This window comes from Celeribacter sp. SCSIO 80788, assembly GCF_051054295.1.
Taxonomy (GTDB): domain Bacteria; phylum Pseudomonadota; class Alphaproteobacteria; order Rhodobacterales; family Rhodobacteraceae; genus Celeribacter.
Genome location: NZ_CP150482.1, coordinates 3,192,916 through 3,217,465, shown reverse-complemented (window position 1 = coordinate 3,217,465; position 24,550 = coordinate 3,192,916). Strand labels below are relative to the sequence as shown.

Below are 24,550 nucleotides of genomic sequence, written 5' to 3'. Positions count from 1 at the left end.
ATCAGACATGAAAGCCAAGACCTTGACCCGGATCGAACAGATTGAAGCGAAAATTATCGACGTGCCCACCATTCGCGGGCACGTTCTGGCGATGACCACGATGCTGGCCCAGTCCTTCGTACTGGTCCGCATCCGGTTCTCCGATGGCTCCGAAGGCATCGGTGAAGGCACCTCCATCGGTGGCCTGAGCTATGGTTCCGAGAGCCCGGAGAGCATTCGCTCCGCCATTCTCACCTATATCGCGCCGGTTCTGGCCGATCAGCCGGCGGACAATGTGAACGCCGCGATCCAGCGCATGGATATGGCCGTGAAGGGCAACAATATCGCCAAGGCGGCCGTGGAAATGGCACTTTGGGACGGGCTGGCGCGGCGTCAGGGCGTGCCGCTGGCGGACCTGTTCGGCGGCGCGGTGCGGACGTCGATCCCCTGTGCCTGGACGCTGGCGAGCGGGATTTCCGCGAAAGACATCGACGAAGCCCATGAGATGCTCGACACCAAGCGGCATAATATTTTCAAACTGAAGATCGGCAAACGCCCGGTCCGCGAAGACATTGCCCATGTCGAAGCCATCGCCAAGGCGGTGGGCGACCGTGGCCAGATCCGCGTCGACGTCAATCAGGCCTGGTCGCTGCACGATGCGCGCTGGGGGCTTTCGGGGCTTGAGGACATCGGCTGCACGCTGGCCGAGCAACCTGTTGTCGGCAGCGACCGGGCGGGCATGGCGGAACTCACCGTCGCGCATCGCATTGCGGTGATGGCCGACGAGGGCCTGAGCGGGCCGGCGTCGGCGATGGCCTATGCCTGTGACCGCGCGGCGGATGTGTTTGCCGTCAAGGTGGCGCAATCGGGCGGTTTGAAACGCGCGCGCGAGGTCTGCGCCATGGGCGAAGCGGCGGGGATCGGCCTTTACGGCGGCACCATGCTGGAAAGCGGCGTCGGCACGGCGGCGGCACTGCATCTCTTTGCCACGGTGGACCGGATGACATTTGGCTGTGAGCTGTTCGGGCCCTTGCTCTTTGCCGAGGAAATCCTTGCCACGCCGCTCAGCTACAGCGATTTCGAAGTGCATCTTCCCGAAGGGCCGGGCATCGGCGTATCGCTGGACGAGGACAAGATCGCGCGGTTCGACCGCGACGGCATCCAGGGCGGGCTTCGGGCGGTCGGGGCGTAAGCCCCGCCTCCCCTCTTCGCTCAGAGCATCTTGCGCGCGACGGTTTGCGCGATCTTGATGAAATTCTTCACATGCACACCTTGTTCGTCGAGACGGTGGCTCACCGAGAGCGCCGTCTTGTCGAGCTCGGGCTCGATCGTGAGAAAACGAATTCCGTTACGCTTACCGGTCGCGACCGAGGCCGGGACGATGCAGACCCCTTCGCCGATGGCCACAAGGCTCAGCGCAGTCTGAAGGTCCATGGTGAACACCCGCTTGAACTCGGTGAATCCCTTGCTCTCAAGATTGGACATCACGAAATCGGCGTAGCTCGGGCGCGGGAATTCCGGGTAGAGGATGATGTTCTGCCCACGGGCGCTCCCGGGATCGAACCGATCCCCCGGCCCGGGCTGGAACATGTCGGGCACAGCGGCGAGCAGGGCTTCTTCGGCCAGAAACCGGGTCTGGAACTCTGAATCGGTCAGCGCCGGACGGGCAAAGGCCACGTCGATCTCGCGGCGCACAAGGGCGCGGTGCAGCCGGGCGTTGTTCATCGGGAAAAGACCCAGATTCACCTCCGGATAATGCGCGCGGTAGGATTTCACGATGGTCGGCAAAAGCCCGTAGGTCGAGGAGCCGACAAAGCCCAGACGCAGCCGCCCCTCGGCGCCCTGCCCGATGCGACGGGCCTCCAGAATGGCGTCGTCGATCTGGGCCAGAATGGCGATCACCCGTTTGTAGAGCTGTTCCCCCGCCTGTGTCAGCGTGATCGCATTGCGGCCCCGATTGAACAGCAGGACGCCGATCTCCGTCTCGATCTGTTTGATCTGACGGCTGAGCGGCGGCTGCGCCATGTCGAGCCGCTCGGCGGCGCGTCCGAAATGCAGCTCCTCGGCGACCGCCACGAAATATTTCATCTGCCGGATGTCCACGCCCGCTTCTCCCCTTAGGCTTTGTCTATGAAACCCGGTTTTTCAGACAAGCGAAAGCCCCCGCGCATCGGCGGGGGCTTGGCATTGTGTCACAGCAGGGTGTCACAGCGGGTTTGCGCGGATTATTCCGCAGCCAGAGCCGCCACATCCGCCGCTTTCATGATGAAATCGAAGCGGACATAGAGATCAGTGTCGTAGTCGTCACCGGCCGGACGGAACTCGGCCACGAGGCTTTCCTTGACGGCGAAGACGCTGTCTTTTTCAAGGAAGTCGCTGGAGCTGTCGTAGACTTGGCTGACGAGGCTGCGGTAGCCGTCTTTCGCGATCATGAAGTGGATGTGGCCCGGACGGTTCGGGTGGTGACCCATGGCGCGGATCAGCTCGCCTGCGGTTTCGTCCGAGGGGATCGGATAGGGCACCGGACGCACGGCCTGGAACGCGAAGTGACCGTTTTCGTCGGTCATGAAACGGCCGCGCAGGTTGTAATCCGGCTGGTCCGGGTCGTGGTTTTCATAAAGACCGTTCGGCGCATCTTCCCAGACATCAAGCATCACGCCTTCGAGCGCATTGCCGGCGACATCGCGGATATAGCCCTCGAAATAAACGGTTTCCTCGTCATCGAAATGCTTCTGAACGGTGGACGAGCCCTTCGGCAGAACCGGCGGGTTTTCGCGGTAGAACGGCCCGAGCACGGTGGATTCGCTCTCGGTGCCGTCGATCGGGTGGGTCAGCATGTCGACCAGCACTTCGACGCCGAGGATGTCGCCCAGAAGGATGAATTCCTGACGTTTGTCATCGGTGATCTGACCGGCGCGGGCGAGGAAATCACAGGCATAGAGGAACTCGTGATGCTGGATCTTCGCTTCCCGGCAGAAGTCGTGCAGGTGACGGATCAGGCAGGTCATGATCTCGTGGTTGCGGGGCGTGATCGGCCCGTTTTTCCCCAGCGAGCCCAGAACGATCTCGGTTACATTCTCAATGGTCACATTGCGCATCTTGGTCCTCCTCAAAGCCTGGCGCGGCATATCAATCGCGGATGAAGACACCCGTCTTCAAAGCTGGGGTGGATGATTTCAGAGCCGACGCCCCGTTCCAATACGCATCCCGGTATCGGTCGATACCCGGAGGTCTCGACATGTCCCTGCGCGACCGCGACCGCCCCGCAGGTATCGGGAGATACCCCTTTCGACATTGCTGAATGCCGCCCGCAAAAGCATGGTCTCCCGGAAAGACAATGATACGGGATGATGCAGAAATGCTCGACAAATGGACCGCCATGGGAGCTGCGCTGGACGCGCGCGCCCATCTTCTCAGATTGGGACGGCTGTTTTCCGAAACGGTTCTGATTCAACTGGGCGAGGACGAATATTACCTCACCTTCGAGAAAGGCCATCTGGTCGATGTGACCCCCGGGCCGAGCCGCAAGACGCCGTGGCGTTTTGCGTTGCGCACCGATGCGGAGGCGCTCGAGGCGTTCTGGCAGCCGATCCCCGAGGCGGGCTTTCACGACGTGTTCGGCCTGGTGAAGATCGGGCGGGCGCGGGTCGATGGCGACATCCTCGTCCTCGTCAAAAACCTGCGTTTTTTCAAAGAATTCCTTGCCCTTGGCCGGGACACGACTTCGGGCATGGAGGTGTCGGCATGAGCATGATCGATCCCATCGTCGGTCGGTATGTGACCGTCACCGTAAGCGGTCGCACCCACCGCATTTATTTCGAAGAGGCCGGTCAGGGCCGCCCTGTTCTCTGCCTGCATACCGCAGGCGCAGACACCCGCCAGTGGCGTCACCTGATGAACGATGCCGAAGTGACGGCGAACAATCGTCTGATCGCGTTCGACATGCCGTGGCATGGGAAATCCCTGCCGCCCGAGGGCTTTGAAACCGAAGAATACCTGTTGACCACCGAGTTCTATATCGAAACGGTTCTGGCCATTGTCGAGGCGCTCGGCTTGGAGACGCCGGTGCTGGCGGGCTGTTCCATGGGCGGGCGCATATCGCTTCAACTTGCCGCACTTCATGCCGACAGGTTTTCGGGCTTCATCGCCATCGAAGCCTCCGATTTCCAACCGGCCTGGTACGACATCGACTGGTTCCACCGCCCCGACGCCCATGGCGGCGAGATGGGTGCGGCGCTGGTGTCGGCGAATATCTCGCCCTATGCGCCGAATGCCGAGCGGTGGAACACGCTCTGGATGTTCATGCAATCCGGGCCGGGTGTGTTCCGGGGCGATCTGTCTTTCTACACCAAGGACGAGAGCCTGATCCCGCGCCTGCCGCTGATCGACACGGGCAAAACCCCGGTGCATATTCTGGTCGGTGCCTATGACCTGACCTGTACGCCCGAGGATGCCCAGCGCACGGCGGACGCCATTCCCGGCGCGACCTGCACGGTGATGGACGAGCTTGGCCACTTCCCGATGAGCGAACACCCGGAAGGCTTCCGCCCGTTCTTCATCGACGCGCTGGCGAAGATGCCCGCGTAACCTAACCATAACAAACCACGCACAAAAGCACGCGCGTCCGGAGACCCGGGCGCGCGTTTCCGTTCTGCCTCAGGCGATCCGTCTTGCCGATCCCCTTCCCGTTTCCGGCAAGGGTCGATACACTGGCCGCATGAGTGTTGTGCCCGTGCCTCCCCTGCCCGACGATGTGATCGCCTGCCCGTCCTGCGACGCGCTGCTGCACGACCGGGACGTGGCGCTCGGCGAGACGCTGCGCTGCCCGCGCTGTCATGCGGTCATCGAAGCGCCGCGGGCGCTGGCGATGACGCGGATCATCATGCTGGCTTTGGCGGCACTGATCCTGATGATCGCGGCGATCTTCTTTCCCTTTCTGGAGTTGGGCGCCGCCGGCATGGTGCGGCGCAGTTCGCTTCTGGATACGGTGATGGCGTTTTCGACCGGGCTGACCGCGCCTTTGACGCTCGCCATGGCGGCGCTGATCGTGGTTTTGCCGGTGACGCGGTTTGTGGCGCTTCTATATGTCCTGGGTCCGATGGCCTTTGGCTGGCGCCCCGCGCGCTTTGCCGCCCCGGTGTTTCGCCTCGCCGAAGCGCTCAGGCCCTGGGCCATGGCGGAGGTCTTCGTCGTCGGCGTCGCGGTTGCCTTGGTCAAAGTGGCGGGGCTTGCGCATATTTCCATCGGCCCGGCGTTCTGGGCCTTCGTCGCACTGGTGATCGTCACCGTGCTGAAAGACAATTTCATGAGCAGAGTGACGGTTTGGAAAACGCTGGACGCCCGACGCACATCGTAACCGCGCGCGAGGCGGGGCTGATCGGCTGTACCCATTGCGGGCGGGTGCATCCGCTGGACACGCGGGTCTGCACCCGATGCGGCGCGCATCTGTCGCCGCGCAGCGAAGCCTCGCTGCAACGGGTCTGGGCATGGTGGATCGCCGGGCTCGTTGTTTATATTCCCGCCAATCTCTATCCGATGCTGCGCACCGCCTCGCTTGGCAAGACGTTGGAAAACACCATTCTCGGTGGGGTCATCGAGCTCATGCGTCATGGCGATTACGGCGTCGCCATCATCGTTTTCGTTGCCTCCATCGTCATCCCCGTGGCCAAGTTCATCGCTATTGCCTATCTCGCGCTCAGCGTCTCGCATCGCGTGCGACTTTCGGCACACAAACGGCATATCCTCTTCGAGGTGGTTGAATTCATTGGCCGCTGGTCCATGATCGACGTATTCGTGGTGGCGATCCTGTCGTCCCTGGTGCGGCTGGATTTCGCGGCCACCATCTCGCCGGGGATCGCGGCGGTGAGTTTTGCCATGTCGGTGGCCTTTACGATGCTCGCCGCGTTGAGTTTCGATTCAAGGCTGATCTGGGACGCCGGTGCGGCCGTGGCCCGAGAGAAGAAAAAGGAGCGCTCCCTTGGATGAGCCACAGATTGCAGAACCTCTGATCGAAGGCCCGAAACAGTCGTTCTGGCGCAATCTGTCCTTTGTCTGGCTGGTGCCACTGGCTGCGCTGGCCGTCACGTTGTTCATCGCGTGGCAAAGCTGGGCCGAGCGCGGACAACCGATCGAGATCCTGTTCGAGAACGCCGCCGGTGTGACCGCCGACGAAACCATGATCCGGTATCGCGATGTCGATGTCGGCGTGGTCGAAAGCGTGGCTTTCTCCGACGATCTGACCTCCGTTCTCGTCCGTGCCCGGATCGACCGGGCGGTGGCCAAGGCCCTGCCTGCCGATGCCGAGTTCTGGGTGGTGCGACCCGAGGTTTCGGCCAGCGGCATTTCCGGCCTCTCGACCGTGCTGTCGGGCGTCTATATTCAGGCCGCTTTCGATCCGGGGAAGGCCGAAACCGGGGCCACGCTGTTCACCGGACTGGAAACCCCGCCGTTGATTCTTCCGGGGATGGAAGGCACGAAAGTCACCCTGCGCACCGCCGATGGCGGCCAACTGACCGCCGGTGCCCCGATCTATTTTCAAGGCATTGAGGTCGGCAAGATCGAAGCCCCGCGCCTGCTCGACAGCGGCACGGGGGTGGTCGTCGACGCCTTCATCAACGCGCCGCATGATAAACGCCTGACCACGGCCACGCGGTTTTGGCAGACCTCGGGCTTTTCGGTCAATATCGGGCCAGGCGGGCTTAATCTGTCTGTTGGCTCAGTGGCCGGGCTTTTGCGTGGCGGGCTGTCTTTCGACACGGTGTTCTCCGGCGGACAACCGATCACACAGGGGCAGATTTTCGATCTCTACGAGAACGAGGAGGAAGCGCGCTCCAGCGTGTTCAAGGAAGCCATCGAGAACCCGGTCGACCTGACGGTCGAGTTCGAACAATCCGTTGCCGGACTGACCGTCGGTTCGCCCGTCGTCTATAAAGGGGTGAAAATCGGCGCGGTCTCGACGCTTGGCGCCTTTATCGAGGAGGGCCCCGAGGGCCAGACCGTCGTGCTGCGCGCCACGATATCCATCGACCCAAGCCGTCTTGGCCTCGATCCAGACACGCCACCTGCGGAAACCATCGCGTTCTTTGCCGGGGCCGTGAAAGACGGGCTGCGCGCGCGCTTGATCTCGCAAAGCATTTTCAGCCGGTCTCTGGCGGTGCAACTTGCGGAATTGCCGGACGCGGCCCCCGCCACGCTCGGGGTGTTCGCGGTGACCGCACCGCTTCTGCCCTCCGTCACCTCCGACCTGCCCGATCCCGGCGCGACCGCCGAGGGGCTGATGAAACGGGTCAACGACCTTCCGGTCGAGAAGCTGATGGAACAGGCCATCGCCACGCTGGCCTCGATCGAGAGCCTTGCGGGCGACGAGAACCTGCGCGCGGCCCCCGACGCCTTTGTCGGGCTGATGGACGACGCGCGCGCCGTGATCGGCGGCCCGGATGCGCAAGCCCTGCCCGGCGAGTTGCGCAAAGCCGTCGAGGAATTGCGCGGCATCGCCGAGGATCTGCGCACCGCCGAAGCCGTGGCCAAACTGGTCACAGCACTCGAAGACGCCTCAGAGGCCGCGACCTCCGTGACCGAGGTGGCCGACGCATTCGACGAAAAAATCGCCGGGGTGCCCGATCTGGTCAGCGGGTTGAACCAATTGACGGAGAAGGCCAATTCTCTTGAGCTTGAGCAATTCCTGACCATGGCGACCCAGCTTCTGGACGGGGCCGACAAGCTCATCGATCAGGACAGCACCCGCAAGCTGCCTGAAAGCCTGACCGGCGCACTCGATGAGGCGCGCACCGCCTTGGCCGAGCTGCGCGAAGGGGGCGCGGTGGAGAACACCAACGCCACGCTGGCCTCTGCCCGCAGCGCCGCCGAGGCGGTCGAGGCCGCCGTCGCCGATCTGCCGCAGATCGCCGAGCGGATCGACGGGCTGGTGAGCGAGGCCGAAGGGGTTCTGGCCGGTTACGGTCAGAATTCCCGCTTCAACCGCGATACGCTTGATACCCTGCGCGAGCTGCGCTCGGCGGCACAGGCGCTTTCGAGCCTTGCGCGTACACTTGAGCGCAATCCCAATTCCCTCTTGTTTGGACGGTAAGCCATGACACGTCTTTTGCCCCTTCTGCTTCTCAGCCTCGCCGCCTGTGGCGACACCGATCCGCGGTATCTGATGGCGAGCGCGCCGGTGACGGAGGTCTCGCGCGTGTCGCTTCGGGTGGCGACGCTGGAAATCCGTCAGGTCACCCTTCCGGCCTATGCCAATGACGATCTGATCCTGCGCGAAGGCGCGGACGGGGCGCTGACCCCGATCGAAGGTGCGCTTTGGGCCGACACGCCGGCGCGGGCGATGCCCCAGCTGCTTGCCGACCGGCTCAGCGCAACCACGACCGCGCAGGTCGCCGCCGAGCCCTGGCCACTGGCGCAACCGGCACAGGTCGAGGTCGATGTGCGCGTGTCGCAAATGGCCAGCCGCGCCGATGGCAAGCTGCATCTCGCGGGGCAGTTCGCGGTGTCCTCCTTCGATCAGGTGGTGCGCGAGCGGATCGTGCCCTTTGCCATCGCCGTGCCTCTGGCCGCCGACACACCTGCGGGGATCGCGGCGGCTTCGGGGCGCGCGGTCGATCAGCTCGCCGGGCAGATTGCCGCCAGCCTCGCGCGATAAGTGCGCAGACCGGTGCGCAAGCTGCGCAACAAATTCACAGTTGCAAATTTGTAGACTTCCGAACATACGGAGGTCATGGGGGACGGTTTCTTGAATATGCGGGTTTTGCGTGGCTTCTGGGCCATGTGTCTCGCTGCGCTTCTGGCGGTTCAGGTTTCCATCGCCTTCGGCCCCGATGCCCGAAGCGGCGTCACCCTGTCCGAAACCGAGATCTTGCTGCAACTCTGCGGCACACCCGGCGGCAACACGACCCTTGTCTTCGACACCACCACCGGGGAGGTCCGCGAAGTTCCCAGCGGTGACGGATCGCAGGGGGCCGACTGTCCCTATTGCGTGATCGGCGCGGCCTTTCTGGTTGCCGAAACCCTTTTGCCCGAAGCGGCAGGTCGGCTCCACAAGGCCGAGATTGCGCCCACGGACACGCATCAAATCTACATCGTCCAGCGCGATTTCAGCCGCCCGACGCGGGCGCCCCCTCTGTTCGTCTGAGCTTTCACATGGCCCGAAACGGCCTTGGGATCGGGATCGGAACATCCCGCCCCGGAACGATCTGACACATTAAAAATCCCAGAGGGACACAGATATGACCACCTTTCACACGGTGCGCCTTGGCGCGACCGCGCTTTTGCTGAGCACCATTTCCACGCTGGCCTATGCCCAGGACGCGGACCTCGTCCTCGATCCGATCTCCGTCGAAGATCAGCAGCCCGTCACCCAGGGCGCGCAAAGCTACGCTTTCGACCCTGCTCTTCTGCCGGTGCCTGCCGGTCTCGATGGCGGGGCGCTTCTGTCCTCCGTGCCGGGCGTTTCCGGCAGCCGCATGGGCGGCCACGGCATCGACATCATCATCCGCGGCATGCAGAAGAACCAGCTCAACGTCATCGACGCGGGCAGCTTCACCTATGGCGGCTGTCCGAACCGGATGGACCCGCCGAGCGCCATGGCATCGTTTTATCGCGCCGACGAGGTCATCGTCGAACGCGGCTATGCCAGCGTGACGAGCGGCCCGGGCGGCTCCGGCGGCACGGTGCGGCTCGAACGCAACGCGCCCGAATTCGAAGAGGGCAAGCCGATCTCCGGCGATCTGATCTTGGGCGCGAACAGCAATGGCAACGGGCGCTCGATTGCCGGAACGGTTTCGGCCGATCTGGGCCACGGGTTCTATGCGGAGCTTTCGGGCGAGCGCAAAGAGGCCGACAATTACGACGACGGCAATGGCGATGAGGTGCGCAGCGCCTTCACCCAGAAAAGCGCCGGACTGACCCTTGGCTATGCCGTCGACGGCACCGAGCTTGCGCTCGACATCGAAAAGGACGAGGCGCTCGACACGTTGTTCGGCGGCGCGGGCATGGACAGCCCGAGTTCCGAGACCATGACCTACCGGCTGCGCGGCGGCACGGATGTCGACATGGGCGTTTTGACCCGTATCGAAGGTGTGCTCTACAGCAGCAATGTCGATCACGTCATGGACAACTATTCGCTGCGCCCCAATAGCATGCCGATGGGGATGCGTGTGCCGACCACCTCGGACACGGTGGGCGGCAAGATCGAAGGGCAGTTCGATTTCGGGGCGACCACGGCGAAAATCGGGGTCGATTACCAGTCGAACAACCGTGTCGCCTATGCCTATCGCGGCATGATCTCCGCCATCGAAGCGGAAGACCCGAGCACGGTCGTCGCGCTGATGTGGCCGGATGTGACCATCGCCCAGACCGGGTTTTATGCCGAGACCGAGACCAAGCTTTCCGAGGTCAACACGCTGAAATTCGGGCTGCGCTACGATCATGTGCGCTCGACCATCGATGATGCGAATGGCAATGCGGGCTACCCCGGTGCCGTCACTCCGAACGACGTTTATAACAGCGTCTACGGCGTGACCTATGACGGCGCGGTCACGGAGGACAATTTCGGCGGGCTGGTGCGGTTCGAACATCGGCTCGATGCGGAGACCCTGCTGTTTGCCGGGCTGTCGCGTTCGGTGCGCACGGCGGATGCCAACGAGCGTGCCATGGCGCGTCAGGTCGGCACCTCGATCTGGGCCGGGAACCCGGAGATCGCACCGGAGAAACACACCCAGTTCGATCTCGGCGTCGAGATCGCCAAGACCGACTGGAGTTTCAACGCCACGGCCTATGTCGACAAGGTGGACGATTACATCCTGCGCCAGACCGTCGGCACGGTGACCTCCTATGACAATGTCTCGGCGCTGATCGCCGGGGTCGAACTGGGCGGGCATGTCACCTCGGGTGCCTGGACCTTTGCGGGGGACATGACCTACACCTATGGCGAGAACGAGAGCGACGACAAACCGCTGGGCCAGACCCCGCCGCTGATGGGTTCGCTGAGCGCCACTTACGGTGCCGATCTCTGGCAGGCGGGGGCGCGGGTGAACTGGGCTCTGGGTCAGGACCGGATCGATCCGGTGCTCGATTCCGACGAGACGCCCGGCTATGCCACGCTCGATCTGTTCGGCAGCTATAAGATCGCCGAGAATGTCCGGTTGATGGGCGGCGTCGATAACGTCTTCGACAAGGCCTATGCCAATCACCTGAACCGGGAAACCGTATTGGGCGAGTCGACCGGGACGATGAATGAGCCGGGCCGGAACATCTACCTGACGATGCAGGTGCAATTCTGATCCTGTCGGGCGCGCCTCTTCGGGGTGCGCCCGTTTTCTCATGCGAAGGGAGGCTTCGATGCCCTCTGACACACTCGATTTCCTGATCTCCGGCGGTCCCGCGATCTGGGCCATTGCCGCCCTGTCGGTGGCCACTCTGGCGCTGATCCTGTGGAAGGTCTGGGACCTCTTGCGCTCCGGCATCTGGTCGGGCGGGCGCCACACCGAGGAGGCCGTCGCGCTTTGGCAACGGGGCGAAACCGGGACCGCCCGCAGCCGTCTGGCCGGGCGTCGCAGCCTTCGGGCGAGACTCGCTCATCGCGCCATGGAGGTGCAGGGTGCCGAACATCTGCCGGACGAGCTGGCGCGCGAAGAGGTCGAACGCCTCGCCCGCGGGCTTTTGAAACGGGCCGCGACCGGGCTGCGCGGGCTGGAACTCGCGGCCACGATCGGGCCGCTTCTGGGCCTTCTGGGCACGGTTCTCGGCATGATCGCCGCGTTTCAGGCGCTTCAGGCCGCAGGTGCGCGCGCCGATCCCGCGCAATTGGCGGGTGGCATCTGGGAGGCGCTGCTGACAACGGCAGCGGGCATGGCCGTCGCGATCCCGGCGCAGGTCGCGCTGACATGGTTCGAAACGGTGATCGACGGGCTGCGCCATGACATGGAAGACATCGCCACCCGTATCTTCGTCCCGTTGAGCGACCCGCGACCGGAGCGCTGATTATGTTCACCTTCGAGCACCCGCGCAAACCCCGCCGCCCCGATCTCACACCGATGATCGACGTGGTGTTCCTTTTGTTGGTGTTTTTCATGCTGGTGTCGCGCTTCGGGGCGCAAAGCGTGCTGCCGCTCTACCCGGCGGGCGGGGACGGTGCCGCAAGCTGGGACGGGCCGCCGCGCGTCGTCGATCTCTATGCCAATGGCGAGATCGGCCTGAACGGCGAACCGGTCTTTGCCGAGCACCTGTCGGGCTGGCTGCGGCCTCTGATGCCGTCGCCCGATTCCCCCGTGATCCTGCGCACGCATGACGCCGATTTGCAGCAGTTGGCCGACACGGTGGATCGCCTGTCTGGCGCGGGGATCACCCGGCTGATCGTGATGGAGTAGCGCCATGAAATTCGCCGCTTCCCCCAAAAGCCGCGTTTCGGTCGGACTTCTGCCGATGATCAACGTCGTGTTTCTCTTGCTGATCTTCTTTCTGATCGCAGGCGAGATGCAACAGCCGGAGCCGATCGACGTAAACCCGCCCGATGTCGCCCATGCACAGGAGGCCGAGGGCGCTCTTTCGCTGTACCTCGGCCCGGACGGTCGTCTGGCCTTTCGCAATCTCGATGTGGCCTTCGAGGACCGGCAGGGGCTTATGGCGGCGCTCGCCGGGAGCCTGACGGACTGTGGCGGCGACACTTGCGCGCCGGTGCTCCTGCTCCATGCCGACCGGGGCGCGCCCGCGCGACTGATCGCGGAGCTTTTGCCGGAGCTTGGCGCCGCAGGGTTTGAGCAGGTCAATCTGGTGGCCGTGGGCCGTGGCACAGCGGAGCGCGGACAGCCATGAGCCGGGCGTTGGAAATCCTCGGCTTTCTGACCCTGTCGCTCGCGGCGCATGCGGCACTTCTCGGCTGGGCGCCTGACGCGGGCGGGCAACAGTCGCAAGGCGAAGGCGGCAGCCAGCTTGTCAGTCTGAGCGCCTCTTCGGCGGCGCTCGAAAGCCTTGTCGAAACATGGGACGATTTTGCGCCCCCGGAGGTGCAAGCCACGGCCCCGGCGCAAGAGACGCCCGTACCGACGGAGAGCGCTCCAGACCTTGCGGCCATGACGCCCCTGCCGCTCGAAGCGCCGAAAATGGCGGTGAACCTCAGCCCCCCGACCGTGGCGACAGAGCCGTTCGACGCGCCTGAGGCCCCGGAACAGCCGCCGCACCCCGAGCCGCCCAAAGCGTCCGCGCCCCCGAAAAGCCAGCAATCCGCCGAGGCCGCCGGTCAGAAGGCTGCGGGGACAGGTGGAATGGGCGCGCAAGGTGTGGCGGGGACGGCACAGACCGCGACGGTCGATCCGGGGCGGGCCCAGCGCGACCTGAGCAATTGGGGCAGCACCCTGCGCGCCGCCATCGAACGCAAGAAACGCTACCCTTCGGAAGCGCGGGGCACACAGGGCAGCGTCCTGTTGCGGATCTCCGTTGCGCGCAACGGTGCGCTGTCGGGCGTTTCGGTGCTGCGCTCCTCCGGCAATGGCCTGCTCGATCAGGCGGCTCTGCGCGCTGTGCAAAGCGTCGGACAGTTCAAGCCCGCCCCCGCAAGCTTGACCCGCCCGAGCTACACGTTCGATCTGAAGATCAGTTTTTCGCCGCGCTGAGCATGCCGCACGTCAGGGGGCGTCGCCCCCTGACCCGAAATCACCCTTGCCCGCGCTCCGGGAATTTCATCGTGTTGTCGATGGCCCGCACCAGATTGGTCGCGTCGGGCCAGAGGCTGGGACCGCTTTGAACCGTAGAGAGACCGATGGTGCCATCCGCCTTGACCCAAACCTGAGCCGGTTCGATGTGAATCGGCGGTGCCCCCTCTTCGGAGCTGTTGCGGGTGATATGGAGACCCCAGTCCCGTGCGAGGCTTTCCGGATCGAGACCATAGCCAAGCGGCAGGCGGATCAGCTGCATTTTCTCCTGAAGCGCGGTGGTTTCTGCCTGTGTCTCGCAGCCGATGGCAAAGACCCGTACCCCCCGGATGGCGAAATCGCCGATCCGGTCATCCAGTTCCTTGAGCTGGAGCCGGGACCATTTGCAATGCGACCCGCGGTGAAACGCCACAAGCGTTCCGCCCGGAGGCACATCCTCTGCGAGGTCGCAAAGACCATGCCGGAAGGTGTCGAACCGCAGCGCCGGAGCCGCAGCCCCCGGAATCAGATGCCGCGCAGAATCCTCTGTCATTTGTCCCCTCCCATGCGCAGGGAAAGCCCTGCGTCAATTTGGCCAACCCTCTGCGTCCTCGTCTTGAGACACACTGGCGTGCAAGCCGGACACCCAAGCCGCTTTGCATTGTATTTCAAAGAAAAATCCATGGCTCTCCTCCTCATTCAGGCCAAGTTGCATGGGCTCTGCCGTGGTCAAATTGGGCCTGAGTGATGTGGTGATATCCCGAGTTCGTTTGTCAATCGAGAAAAAAATATCGTTTTTATTTGACAGCAACGATTAATTCTCGCCATGATCTGGGCCACGAGGCGTGTGGAGGACGCGCCGAGGAGGAGAAATTCAATGCCAGACGGAAGTCCGTTTTCGGTCATGCACAGCATCCGTATCAAAGGATGTGAGACCGACATCGTATGTGCCGAGGACCAAAAGGTCCTGATGGCCATGGAACAGCAAATTCATATTCCCAACCCGCGCCCGGTGCGGGTCGGATGTCGCAAAGGGGGCTGTGGCGCCTGCCGTGTGAAGGTGACCCAAGGGACCTATACGGCCGAAAAATCGAGCCGCGTCCACGTCACGGAGGGCGAGGCCGCCGAAGGCTATGCGCTGGCCTGCCGCATCTCGCCGCTGAGCGATCTTGAAATTGAACCCGCCTTTCTCGGGCCACGCCGTGCGGCAGAGAAAAGCGAATAATCGTTACGTTTATAGGTTGTCAGAGGAGGAAAACCTATGTCTCAAGAAGGACTTTTGCGTCCGGGTATCATCCAGCTCCGCGTGCTGGACATGGACGAAGCCATCACCCATTACCGCGACCGGATCGGTCTCGATTTCGTGTCTCAGGAAGCCGATGGTCGCGTCTATCTGAAGGCCTATGACGAATTCCACCGCCATTCCGTCGTGCTGCGCGAGGCGGACAGCGCGGGCATCGATTTCTTTGCCTTCAAGGCCGACGGTCAGGAGTCCGTGGACGAATTCCGCAAGCGCATCGAAGATTACGGCGTCGCAGTGACGGATGTGGAAGAGGGTGAAATGCCGGGCACCGGCAAGCGCATCTCTTTCATGATCCCGTCGGGACACCGTATCGATCTCTACGCGGACATGGATCTTTCCGACATGGCACCGGAAACCCACAATCCCTACATCTACAAGGACGAGCCGCGCGGCATGCGCGCCCAGCGCCTCGACCACTGCCTGCTCTACGGGCCGAACCTGCCGGAAGTCGAAAAGTTCTTCACCGAAGTGCTCGATTTCCACATCCCGGAACGGGTCGACCTTCCCGATGGCACGCTGGCGATCTGGATGACCGTGTCGAACAAGGCGCATGACATCGCCTTCGTGAACCACCCGGAACCCGGCAAGCTGCACCACGTCGCCTTCTTCCTCGAAGACTGGAACGACATCGGTCACGCCGCCGACGTGATGACGCGCTACGACATCTCGCGCGACCTCGGACCGACCCGTCACGGCATCACCCGCGGCCAGACGATCTATTTCTTCGATCCGTCGGGCAACCGCAACGAGGTCTTCTGCGGCGGCTATACCGCCTACAAGGATCACCCGACGCGGGTCTGGGACGGCAACCATGTCGGCCGCGGGATCTTCTACTATGAGCGTCAGCTGAACGACGCTTTCCTGTCCGTCGTGACCTGAGGAGAGCAGAGATGGAAGTGACCCGTCCCACCCGGAAACTGACCGCCATGGCTGCGCTTGAAGCGGTCCGGGTTGCCGTGACCCGCGCCCGAGAGCTTGGCGTGGCGGTCAATGCGAGCGTCGTGGATGCAGGCGGGCGAGAGATCGCCTTTCTGCGGGGGGACGGGGCCTTTCTGCCCTCGGGCCAGATTGCCCGGGACAAAGCCTATACCGCTGCGGGGTTCGGCATTCCGACCGGCGTTTTCTACAAGGCCCTGTCCGGGGAACCGGACGTGCTTGCGGGGATCACCGGTCAGCCGAATATCGCGGCCTTTCCGGGCGGGGTGCCGATCCGCGTGGAAAACGAGCTGATCGGCGGCATCGGGGTGTCCGGTGCATCCGCCGAACAGGATGACATCTGCGCAAGGGCCGGGCTGGCCGCCATCGGCCTTGAGTAAGACTGAGGATAGAGAGAGATGAGAGACGGGCTTATGACCTTCACGCAAGAAGCGATGCATTTTATCAACGGGGAGTTTACGCCCGGCACGTCGGGCAAGACCTTCGACAATATTTCGCCGGTGACCGGTAAGAAGATCGGCATCGTGCACGAAGGCCTTCAGCCCGAGGTGGACGCGGCGGTCAAGGCCGCGCGCGCCGCGCTGCACGGGGAATGGGGCTATATGCCGATGGCGCAGCGGGCCGAGTTGCTCCATGCCGTCGCCGACGAGATCAATCGCCGGTTCGACGACTTCCTCGAAGCCGAAATTCTCGACACCGGCAAGCCCAAGGGCCTTGCCTCCCATGTCGACATTCCGCGCGGCGCCGCGAACTTCAAGATTTTCGCAGACCTTGTGAAAAACGTCCCGACCGAGAGCTTCATGCTCGACACGCCCGACGGGTTTGGCGCGGTGAACTACGGCGTACGCAAACCCAAGGGCGTGATCGCGGTGATTTCTCCGTGGAACCTGCCGCTTCTCCTGATGACGTGGAAAGTCGGCCCGGCGCTGGCCTCCGGCAACACGGTTGTAGTGAAACCCTCTGAGGAAACCCCGTTGACCACCACGCTTTTGGGCGAGGTGATGAACACCGTGGGCATCCCGAAAGGCGTGTTCAACGTGGTGCACGGCTTTGGTCCGGACAGCGCCGGGGCCTATCTGACCGCTCACCCGGAAGTCGATGCGATCACCTTTACGGGCGAAACCCGCACCGGCGAGATCATCATGCAATCCGCCGCCAAAGGCCTGCGCCAAGTGTCGATGGAATGCGGCGGCAAGAACGCCGGGATCGTGTTCGCGGATGCGGATATGGACAAGGCGATCGAGGGCACGCTGCGCTCGGCGTTTGCGAACTGTGGGCAGGTCTGCCTTGGCACCGAGCGGGTCTATGTCGAACGGCCGATCTTCGACGAATTCGTCGCCCGCCTGAAACAAGGCGTCGAGATGATGAAACTCGGGCCGTCGGAAGATCCGATGACCTCCATGGGTCCGCTGATTTCGCAAGAGCACAAATCGAAGGTGATGTCCTATTACAAGCTCGCCGTGGAAGAGGGCGCGACGGTCGTGATCGGCGGCGGCGAACCCGAGATGCCGGACGAGTTGAAGGGCGGCGCCTGGGTCGAACCGACGATCTTCACCGGTCTCTCGGAAGATGCGCGCTGCATCAAGGAAGAGATTTTCGGCCCGGTCTGTCACGTCGCGCCGTTCGACACCGAGGAAGAGGTGATCCGGCTCGCGAACGATACGAAATACGGTCTCGCGACCGCGATCTGGACCGAGAACCTGACGAAGGCACACCGCGTGGCGCGTCAGATCGACGTGGGGCTCGCTTGGGTCAACTCGTGGTTCCTGCGCGATCTGCGCACGGCATTCGGCGGTTCGAAACATTCGGGCATTGGCCGCGAAGGCGGGGTGCATGGTCTGGAGTTCTACTCCGAACTGACCAACGTCTGCGTGAAACTCTGAAGGACAGATAAATGACAAGCGAAACCAATATCCAAAAGGCCGCAGATCAGCTCTGGAAGGCCTGGGAAGATGGCGTGCCCAGCGCGCCGATCCGGGGGCTTCTCGACGAGGGCGATGTGGACGCGGCCTATGCTGTACAGGAGATCAACACCAAGCGTTGGTTGGGCGGCGAAGAACGCGTCTTGTCCGGTCGCAAGATCGGGCTGACCTCCGTCGCCGTTCAGAAACAGCTGGGCGTCGATCAGCCGGATTACGGCATGCTCTTTGCCGATATGGAATATATGGACGGCGAAGAAATCCCGATGTCGGCGGTGCAACAGCCGAAGGTCGAAGCGGAGATCGCCTATGTCGTCGCCGCTCCGCTGACCGGCGGGCATATCACCATGGTCGATCTGATGGCTTCCATCGGTTACGTAGTTCCGGCGCTCGAAATCGTCGGATCGCGGGTCAAGGACTGGGACATCCGCATCACCGACACCATCGCCGACAATGCCTCGTCTGGGATCTATGTCCTCGGCCAAACCCCGAAACGCCCCGGCGATTTCGATCCGCGTCTCTGCGGCATGGTGATGACCCGCAACAACGAGCCGGTGTCCGTCGGTGCGGGTGCTGCCTGCATGGGCTCGCCGCTCAACGCGTCGCTGTGGCTGGCGCGGACCATGGCCAAGGCCGGACGTCCGCTTGGACCGGGCGACGTCATTCTCTCCGGGGCGCTTGGCCCCTTTGTCAGCGCCGAACCCGGCGATGTCTTCGAGGCCCGGATCAACGGTCTGGGTTCCGTTCGAGCTGCTTTCGCAAAGGAATAAGACAATGGAAAAGATCAAATGTGCGATCATCGGGTCGGGCAATATCGGCACCGATCTCATGATCAAGATCATGCGCAACTCCAAAGTGCTGGAAATGGCCGCGATGGTCGGGATCGACCCGAACTCTGACGGTCTCGCCCGCGCCGGGCGCCTCAAGGTGGCAACCACCCATGAAGGCATCGACGGGTTGGTGAAGCTGCCCTGCTACAAAGACATCCGCATCGTGTTCGACGCCACCTCGGCGGGTGCACATAAACGCCACAACGAAGTGCTGCAAAAAGACGGCAAACAGGTGATCGACCTGACGCCTGCTGCCATCGGTCCCTACACCATTCCGCCGGTCAATCTGGACGCCAACCTCGATCAGATGAACGTTAACATGGTGACCTGCGGCGGCCAGGCGACGATCCCGATGGTCGCCGCCGTGAACCGTGTTTCTCCCGTGATCTACGGGGAAATCGTGGCCTCCGTGTCGTCGAAATCCGCAGGCCCCGGCACGCGCGCCAATATTGACGAGTTTACCGAAACCACCGCGCATGCCATCGAGGCCGTCGGTGGGGCGAAACGCGGCAAGGCGATCATCATCCTGAATCCGGCCGAGCCGCCGGTGATCATGCGCGATACGGTCTATTGCCTCTGCGAAGAAGCCGATCAGGACGCGATCCGAAAATCCATCCTCGACATGGTCGAAGAGGTGAAAACCTATGTGCCGGGGTATCGCCTGAAACAGGAGATTCAGTTCGAGCACTTCGGTGACAACAACCCGCTGAACATCCCGGAAAGCGGCGGCAAATTCACCGGTTTGAAAGTGTCGATCTTCCTCGAAGTCGAAGGTGCTGCGCATTACCTGCCGGCCTATGCAGGCAACCTCGACATCATGACGTCTGCGGCGATGAAAACCGCCGAAGCCCTCGTCCACAAACGCAATTGGGTCCAGGAGGCCGCATAAGATGACCAAGCTGTACATTCAGGACGTGACGCTTCGTGACGGTATGCACGCCATGCGTCACCAGTACGATCTGGGCCAGGTGCGCGCCATTGCGCAGGCCCTCGACGAGGCGGGTGTCGACGCGATCGAAGTGACCCATGGCGACGGGGTTGCGGGGTCCACCTTCAACTACGGCTTTGGCCGCCACACCGATGTGGAATGGATCACCGAGGCCGCGAAAGTGGTGAAGAACGCCAAGCTCACCTGTCTTCTGGTGCCGGGGATCGGTACGCTTGAGGATCTGAAAAAGGCGTTCGATGCCGGTGTGACCTCGGTCCGCGTGGCGACCCATTGCACCGAGGCCGACGTCGCCGCCCAACACATTCGCGCCGCGAAAGAGATGGGTATGGATGTCTCCGGCTTCCTGATGATGGCCCATATGAACCCGCCGGAGAAACTGGCGGAACAGGCCAAGCTGATGGAAAGCTACGGCGCGGATTGCGTGTACTGCACCGACTCCGGTGGCCGTCTGACGATGAAAGACGTCTCCGCCCGGATGGAGGCCTACAAGGCCGCTCTGAAACCGGAAACCCAGATCGGCGCGCATATGCACGAGAACCTGTCGCTGTCCGTGGCAAACTCCGTCACCGCCGTCGAGCATGGCGCGTATCGTGTCGATGCCTCGCTTGCGGGCATGGGCGCAGGTGCAGGGAACACGCCGATCGAAGCCTTTGCCGCCGTCGCCGATCTTTACGGCTGGGAGCATGGCTGCGATGTGTTCAAATTGCAGGACGCCGCCGAAGATCTCGTCCGTCCGTTGCAGGACCGTCCGGTGCGCGTGGACCGCGAGACCATGACGCTGGGCTATGCCGGGGTCTACTCGTCCTTCCTGCGCCATGCCGAACGCGCCGCGGATATGTACGGGCTCGACACCCGTGCAATCCTCGTCGAGCTTGGCAAACGCAAAATGGTCGGTGGTCAGGAAGACATGATCGTCGACGTGACCCTCGACATGGTCAAAGCGAAAGAGGCCGCAGCATGATCGACATCGTCAAAATTTCCGAAATCGTGGACGAGGCGGCACGGACCGCCACGGGCATTCCGCAATTCTCCGACACCAGAGCGCTTGGTGTCGATGAGGCCTATGCTGTGCAGTCGCTTTCGATGCAGCGTCGCTACGCCCGTGGCGAAAAGCGGATCGGCTTCAAGATGGGCCTGACCTCGCGCGCGAAAATGGTGCAGATGGGGGTTGAGGACGTGATCATCGGCCGTCTCACCGACGAGATGCGCGAAGAAGAAGGCGGGATCATCTCGGTGGCGGATTACGTTCATCCGCGGGTCGAGCCGGAGATCGCCTTTCTGATGAAGAAACCGCTTTCCGGCGTGGTCTCGATGCTTGAGGCGATGGATGCCGTGGGCGCGGTGGCCGGTGCGATCGAGATCATCGACAGCCGTTACAACGCTTTCAAGTTCGACCTTGGCGACGTGATCGCGGACAACTCCTCGTCCTCGGGTTTCGTCCTCGGGAATTGGTTCGCACCCGACACGGACATCTCGAACCTCGGGATGGTGCTGTCGAAGAATGGCCGGGCCATGGAAATCGGCTCTTCGGCGGCGATCCTCGGCCATCCGGTGCGCTCTCTGGTGTCGGCCGCGCGCATGGTCGCGCAGCTGAACGAAGAGCTCAAGCCGGGCGACATCGTGCTGGCAGGCGGGGCCACCGCCGCCTTCGCCGTCGCACCGGGGGACTCGATCCTGCTCGAGGTGCAGTCGCTGGGTCAGGTCGCCTTCAACGTCGGAGCCTGAGATGCCGTTTATCGAAGTGACACTGGTCGAAGGCCGCACACCGGAGATGAAAGCCAAGCTGATCGAAAAGGTGACGGAGGCCACTGTCGAGGCCATCGGCGCCCCGATCGAGGCCATACGCGTCTGCATCCGTGAGGTGCCCAAGGAAAACTGGGGCGTCGCGGGCAAACAGAAGTTCGTCACCAAAGACTAGAGAGGTCGCCATGACCGAAACACTCGTGGAACCGGGCCAGGAAGGCCCGGTCACCGTCTCGATCTCGCGCCGTGTAAAGCCCGGGTTCGAGCCGCAATATGAGGACTGGCTGCACGGGATTGTCGCTGCCGCCTCCGATTTCCCCGGTCATATGGGGGTCAACATCCTCACGCCATCGGGCGCGACCGACGGGCGTTATGTGTTGATCTACAAGTTCGACTCCTGGGCGCATTGCCAGGCGTGGGAAGACAGCCAGACCCGCGAAGACTGGGTCGGCAAGCTTGGCGACATGGTCGAGGGCGAAGGCGAGCGCAAACGCGTGACAGGTCTTGAGGCCTGGTTCGAACTGCCCGAGGTTCCGACGGCGAAACATGCGCCGCGCTGGAAAATGTCCATCGTGCTGATCGTCGTGGTTTTCGTACTGGTCTATCCGTTGCAGCTCATCATCCTGCCGCTGGTGCCGGGTTGGCCGCATTGGGTCAAGACACTGACCATTGCGGTCATTCAGGTGCTGCTGATGACCTATCTTTTCATGCCACGGGTGACCAAGGCCCTGAAGGGCTGGCTGTTCGCCTGAGTTCAGGAAAACGAAACGTAAAAGGGGCCCTTAGGGCCCCTTTTACGTCAGGTCGTGCTGTTCGATGAGGCCGGAATACGATTCCTCGATATGCGCCTCGATATGGGCGACACAGGCTTCAATGTCACCCGCGATGGCCGCATCGAAAATCGCCTTGTGCTCCGTGCGCACATCGCGCCTCAGCGTCCGGTCGCCGATCAGACGCCGGTGATAGCGATAGGAATGCTGGTGCAGGGTGCTCCGAAAGCGTTTCAGCCAGGCATTGTCGCAATTCTGCACGAGGCAATCGTGGAAATTGGAATTCCACTCGTCCCAGTCATGGGCATATTCGCTTTTACCTTCACCGATGAGACGCTCTTCGATCCGCGACAGGCGGTGATAGGCGGCGACCAGATCGGCCTCCCATTCCTCGGTGCGGTACAGCAATGAAATGCGCAGGGCCTGCGCCTCGATCAGCTTGCGCGCATCCGTGATGTCGCGGAAATCCTTGAGCGACAGGGGCGCGACACGAAAGCCACGCTGCTGTTCCGAGGTCACCAGATTGTCGATCAACAGGCGTGAGATCGCCTCCCGCATGGTCGAGGTGGACACACCGAATTCCTGGCGCAGCCTGTCGACATGCAGGCGTGCGCCGGGCGCAAGTGCGCCGGAGATCACACGCTCACGGATCAACTCGTGCACGGTCTCGATGGCGGTCTTTTTGCTTGGAGCGTCGATTTGAGCGACTTTTGGGTTGTTTTGCGGCTGGTTCATTTTGTTTGGCGTCATTTACGGCTGTCTCTAGCAATGTCACCGCCGTTCAGAAATGTCGAGGATCAGCTTTATTTTCTTCCATCAAAAAAATTATCGTTTTTATTTTGACTAAACGATTTATGTGCGTAAGCTCCCTGTCACGAGGAGGAGTCGCAGGGGCTGGGAGGCCCTGTCAGCGACCCAAACAGTGGAGGAATAACACCATGAAATACCTGCTTGCGGGCGCGATGAGTGCTGCGCTGATGATCGGCGCGGCCTATGCCGAAGACAAGGTCATCGAGATGAGCTTTTCGCATGACCTGCCGACGCAACACCCGCTCCATTCCCAAGGGTTTCAGGTCTGGGCAGACAGCATTCGCGAAGCGTCGAACGGGACGCTCGACATCAGCTTCTTCCCCGCCGGTCAGCTCGGCAAAGCCGAAGACGAATATGACATCGCCAAATACGGCATCGCAGATTTCGTCTGGGCGAACCCCGGCCATACGCCGGGTCGTTTCCCGATCATGGCGCTTGGTGAATTGCCGTTTTTCATCAGCTCCGGCCTGGGCGGTACGGAGGCGATGAACGAATGGTATGCCGAGTACAAGGATCAGGAGATGGGCGACGTGAAATTCTGCGTCGTGCACCTGCACGATCCGGGCACGCTGCATTCCACTTCGGAAATCCGCACCCCCGCCGACATGAAGGGCAAGACCATCCGCCCGGCCAACGGCACCATCGGGCGGCTCGTGCAGAGCATGGGCGGGTCCTCGGTGCAGGTCGGCCCTTCGGAGGCGCGCGAAGTACTTGAACGTGGCGCAGCCGACGGCATCACCTTCCCGTGGCGCTCGATCTCGATCTTCGGCATGGATGACGTGGTGCATTACCACCTCGACATGCCGCTCTATGTCACAAACTTCATCATCGCGATGAACAAGGACCGCTACGAGTCCCTTTCGGAAACCCAGCAACAGGTCATCGACGATCACTGCTCTCCGGAATGGGGTGCGAAAATCGCCGCGGGCTGGGTCGAATTCGACAACGAAGGCAAACGCCTGTTCCAGGAAAGCCCGGAGCACCATGTGCTCGAACTGACGGACGATGAGTTGACCCAGTGGAAGGACGCCTCGAGCTTCCTGCTGGACGATTGGAAGGCCTCTGTGACCGCGAAAGGTCTCGATGCCGATGCCATCTACAACGCATTCGTGGAACGGCTCGAAGCTCATGACGCAAAATTCTGACACCTCTGGCGGGGCCTTCGGGCTCCGCCGTTTCGCCACCTGGGTCGAAACCGCCGCCGCGTTCCTTATGGGGCTGGTGACGCTATTGGCCTTCGTCTCCGCCGTGATGCGCTATGCGTTTTCCGCGCCGATCCCGGACAGCCACGACATCGGGCGTCTCGCCCTTGGTGTGGCGATTTTCTGGGGCGTGGCGACGGTGAATTACACCGGCACTCATATTTCCGTGGACCTGCTCTACGAAATGCTGGGTAAGGGCGTGCGTCGGGCGATGGATTTCTTTTCCACCTCGCTGGTGCTCATCTCCTTCGCCGTCCTGACAGTCATGATGTCGAAGAACGCGCAGGACGTGTTCGCGACCGGAGAGCATTCCTATGACCTGCGGTTCCAGATCTGGCCAGCCTATTGGCTGATGGTGATCGGGGCGGGTCTGGCGACTCTGACCACGGCTTTGCGGCTTTGGCTCATCCTCAAGGACGAGACCCCGCACGCGCATGAGGACCAAACGGCCCTCGTGACCGAAGACTAAGAATTA

29 protein-coding genes are annotated in these 24,550 nt (G+C 62.4%); 25 read left to right on the top strand and 4 right to left on the bottom strand.

Going from position 1 to position 24,550, the window contains the following annotated elements; genetic code table 11:
* Nucleotides 1-7: 7 nt before the first annotated feature.
* Complete coding sequence (locus tag V1471_RS16205; protein ID WP_434290063.1) at nucleotides 8-1,171, top strand: muconate cycloisomerase family protein; 1,164 nt, start codon at nucleotides 8-10, stop codon at nucleotides 1,169-1,171.
* Nucleotides 1,172-1,191: 20 nt separating this feature from the next.
* On the opposite strand, the gene V1471_RS16200 is transcribed toward V1471_RS16205, so the two are convergent.
* On the bottom strand, nucleotides 1,192-2,082 hold the full coding sequence (locus V1471_RS16200; protein ID WP_434290061.1) for a LysR family transcriptional regulator: 891 nt from the start codon (nucleotides 2,080-2,082) through the stop codon (nucleotides 1,192-1,194).
* A 122-nt stretch (nucleotides 2,083-2,204) separates the two neighbouring features.
* Complete coding sequence (locus V1471_RS16195; RefSeq protein WP_434290059.1) at nucleotides 2,205-3,077, bottom strand: dioxygenase; 873 nt, start codon at nucleotides 3,075-3,077, stop codon at nucleotides 2,205-2,207.
* 239 nt (nucleotides 3,078-3,316) lie between these two features.
* On the opposite strand from V1471_RS16195, the gene V1471_RS16190 reads away from it, so the two are divergent.
* The 12 genes from V1471_RS16190 to V1471_RS16135 all read left to right on the top strand — a co-directional run bounded on the left by V1471_RS16190 (nucleotide 3,317) and on the right by V1471_RS16135 (nucleotide 13,595).
* The gene (locus tag V1471_RS16190; protein WP_434290058.1) at nucleotides 3,317-3,727 is read left to right on the top strand and encodes a hypothetical protein; all 411 of its coding nucleotides are present in this window, start codon (nucleotides 3,317-3,319) and stop codon (nucleotides 3,725-3,727) included.
* 2 nt (nucleotides 3,728-3,729) lie between these two features.
* Entirely contained in the window at nucleotides 3,730-4,566 is an 837-nt protein-coding gene (locus V1471_RS16185) for an alpha/beta fold hydrolase (RefSeq protein WP_434290959.1), read from the top strand.
* Nucleotides 4,567-4,696: 130 nt separating this feature from the next.
* Nucleotides 4,697-5,335, top strand: coding sequence for a paraquat-inducible protein A (locus V1471_RS16180; RefSeq protein WP_434290056.1), 639 nt, complete (start codon nucleotides 4,697-4,699; stop codon nucleotides 5,333-5,335).
* Nucleotides 5,302-5,964: a paraquat-inducible protein A gene (locus V1471_RS16175; protein ID WP_434290054.1), complete on the top strand. Its 663-nt coding sequence runs from the start codon at nucleotides 5,302-5,304 to the stop codon at nucleotides 5,962-5,964. Before V1471_RS16180 ends, V1471_RS16175 begins: the two co-directional genes overlap by 34 nt.
* On the top strand, nucleotides 5,957-8,065 hold the full coding sequence (locus tag V1471_RS16170; protein ID WP_434290052.1) for an MlaD family protein: 2,109 nt from the start codon (nucleotides 5,957-5,959) through the stop codon (nucleotides 8,063-8,065). Before V1471_RS16175 ends, V1471_RS16170 begins: the two co-directional genes overlap by 8 nt.
* A gap of 3 nt (nucleotides 8,066-8,068) precedes the next feature.
* Nucleotides 8,069-8,629, top strand: a complete 561-nt coding sequence (locus tag V1471_RS16165) for a PqiC family protein (protein ID WP_434290051.1) — start codon at nucleotides 8,069-8,071, stop codon at nucleotides 8,627-8,629.
* A 75-nt stretch (nucleotides 8,630-8,704) separates the two neighbouring features.
* A complete protein-coding gene (locus tag V1471_RS16160; RefSeq protein WP_434290049.1) occupies nucleotides 8,705-9,118 on the top strand; it encodes a hypothetical protein in 414 nt (137 codons plus the stop codon).
* A gap of 94 nt (nucleotides 9,119-9,212) precedes the next feature.
* Nucleotides 9,213-11,267: a TonB-dependent receptor domain-containing protein gene (locus tag V1471_RS16155; RefSeq protein ID WP_434290048.1), complete on the top strand. Its 2,055-nt coding sequence runs from the start codon at nucleotides 9,213-9,215 to the stop codon at nucleotides 11,265-11,267.
* A gap of 58 nt (nucleotides 11,268-11,325) precedes the next feature.
* Nucleotides 11,326-11,967 carry a MotA/TolQ/ExbB proton channel family protein gene (locus V1471_RS16150; protein WP_434290047.1) on the top strand — a complete coding sequence of 214 codons (642 nt, stop codon included), beginning with the start codon at nucleotides 11,326-11,328 and terminating at the stop codon, nucleotides 11,965-11,967.
* Nucleotides 11,968-11,969: 2 nt separating this feature from the next.
* Complete coding sequence (locus tag V1471_RS16145) at nucleotides 11,970-12,353, top strand: ExbD/TolR family protein (protein WP_434290045.1); 384 nt, start codon at nucleotides 11,970-11,972, stop codon at nucleotides 12,351-12,353.
* 4 nt (nucleotides 12,354-12,357) lie between these two features.
* Nucleotides 12,358-12,798: an ExbD/TolR family protein gene (locus V1471_RS16140; RefSeq protein WP_434290044.1), complete on the top strand. Its 441-nt coding sequence runs from the start codon at nucleotides 12,358-12,360 to the stop codon at nucleotides 12,796-12,798.
* Entirely contained in the window at nucleotides 12,795-13,595 is an 801-nt protein-coding gene (locus V1471_RS16135) for a TonB family protein (RefSeq protein WP_434290043.1), read from the top strand. The genes V1471_RS16140 and V1471_RS16135 overlap by 4 nt, the downstream gene beginning before the upstream one ends.
* A 40-nt stretch (nucleotides 13,596-13,635) precedes the next feature.
* On the opposite strand, the gene V1471_RS16130 is transcribed toward V1471_RS16135, so the two are convergent.
* Nucleotides 13,636-14,166: a redoxin domain-containing protein gene (locus tag V1471_RS16130; RefSeq protein ID WP_434290042.1), complete on the bottom strand. Its 531-nt coding sequence runs from the start codon at nucleotides 14,164-14,166 to the stop codon at nucleotides 13,636-13,638.
* 324 nt (nucleotides 14,167-14,490) lie between these two features.
* Between V1471_RS16130 and V1471_RS16125 the strand changes: the two genes are divergently transcribed.
* The 10 genes from V1471_RS16125 to V1471_RS16080 are packed head-to-tail and all read left to right on the top strand — an operon-like array spanning nucleotide 14,491 to nucleotide 22,045.
* On the top strand, nucleotides 14,491-14,838 hold the full coding sequence (locus V1471_RS16125; protein ID WP_434290041.1) for a 2Fe-2S iron-sulfur cluster-binding protein: 348 nt from the start codon (nucleotides 14,491-14,493) through the stop codon (nucleotides 14,836-14,838).
* A gap of 36 nt (nucleotides 14,839-14,874) precedes the next feature.
* A complete protein-coding gene (locus V1471_RS16120; RefSeq protein WP_434290040.1) occupies nucleotides 14,875-15,795 on the top strand; it encodes a catechol 2,3-dioxygenase in 921 nt (306 codons plus the stop codon).
* Nucleotides 15,796-15,806: 11 nt separating this feature from the next.
* A complete protein-coding gene (locus tag V1471_RS16115; protein WP_434290039.1) occupies nucleotides 15,807-16,232 on the top strand; it encodes a GlcG/HbpS family heme-binding protein in 426 nt (141 codons plus the stop codon).
* A gap of 33 nt (nucleotides 16,233-16,265) precedes the next feature.
* Entirely contained in the window at nucleotides 16,266-17,735 is a 1,470-nt protein-coding gene (locus tag V1471_RS16110) for a 2-hydroxymuconic semialdehyde dehydrogenase (protein ID WP_434290038.1), read from the top strand.
* Nucleotides 17,736-17,746: 11 nt separating this feature from the next.
* A complete protein-coding gene (locus V1471_RS16105; protein ID WP_434290037.1) occupies nucleotides 17,747-18,541 on the top strand; it encodes a 2-keto-4-pentenoate hydratase in 795 nt (264 codons plus the stop codon).
* Between the two features lie 4 nt (nucleotides 18,542-18,545).
* Nucleotides 18,546-19,490 (top strand): acetaldehyde dehydrogenase (acetylating), encoded by a 945-nt coding sequence (locus V1471_RS16100; RefSeq protein WP_434290036.1) that lies wholly within the window; start codon nucleotides 18,546-18,548, stop codon nucleotides 19,488-19,490.
* Nucleotide 19,491: 1 nt separating this feature from the next.
* Nucleotides 19,492-20,511, top strand: coding sequence for a 4-hydroxy-2-oxovalerate aldolase (gene dmpG / locus V1471_RS16095; protein ID WP_434290034.1), 1,020 nt, complete (start codon nucleotides 19,492-19,494; stop codon nucleotides 20,509-20,511).
* Nucleotides 20,508-21,275 carry a 2-keto-4-pentenoate hydratase gene (locus V1471_RS16090; protein ID WP_434290033.1) on the top strand — a complete coding sequence of 256 codons (768 nt, stop codon included), beginning with the start codon at nucleotides 20,508-20,510 and terminating at the stop codon, nucleotides 21,273-21,275. Before dmpG ends, V1471_RS16090 begins: the two co-directional genes overlap by 4 nt.
* Nucleotide 21,276: 1 nt before the next feature.
* Nucleotides 21,277-21,468: a 2-hydroxymuconate tautomerase gene (locus V1471_RS16085; RefSeq protein WP_434290032.1), complete on the top strand. Its 192-nt coding sequence runs from the start codon at nucleotides 21,277-21,279 to the stop codon at nucleotides 21,466-21,468.
* A gap of 10 nt (nucleotides 21,469-21,478) precedes the next feature.
* Nucleotides 21,479-22,045, top strand: a complete 567-nt coding sequence (locus tag V1471_RS16080; RefSeq protein WP_434290031.1) for an antibiotic biosynthesis monooxygenase — start codon at nucleotides 21,479-21,481, stop codon at nucleotides 22,043-22,045.
* A gap of 42 nt (nucleotides 22,046-22,087) precedes the next feature.
* On the opposite strand, the gene V1471_RS16075 is transcribed toward V1471_RS16080, so the two are convergent.
* Nucleotides 22,088-22,813, bottom strand: a complete 726-nt coding sequence (locus V1471_RS16075; protein ID WP_434290030.1) for a GntR family transcriptional regulator — start codon at nucleotides 22,811-22,813, stop codon at nucleotides 22,088-22,090.
* Between the two features lie 188 nt (nucleotides 22,814-23,001).
* Between V1471_RS16075 and V1471_RS16070 the strand changes: the two genes are divergently transcribed.
* The gene (locus V1471_RS16070) at nucleotides 23,002-24,018 is read left to right on the top strand and encodes a TRAP transporter substrate-binding protein (protein WP_434290028.1); all 1,017 of its coding nucleotides are present in this window, start codon (nucleotides 23,002-23,004) and stop codon (nucleotides 24,016-24,018) included.
* Nucleotides 24,002-24,544, top strand: coding sequence for a TRAP transporter small permease (locus tag V1471_RS16065; protein ID WP_434290027.1), 543 nt, complete (start codon nucleotides 24,002-24,004; stop codon nucleotides 24,542-24,544). The genes V1471_RS16070 and V1471_RS16065 overlap by 17 nt, the downstream gene beginning before the upstream one ends.
* Nucleotides 24,545-24,550: the final 6 nt, after the last annotated feature.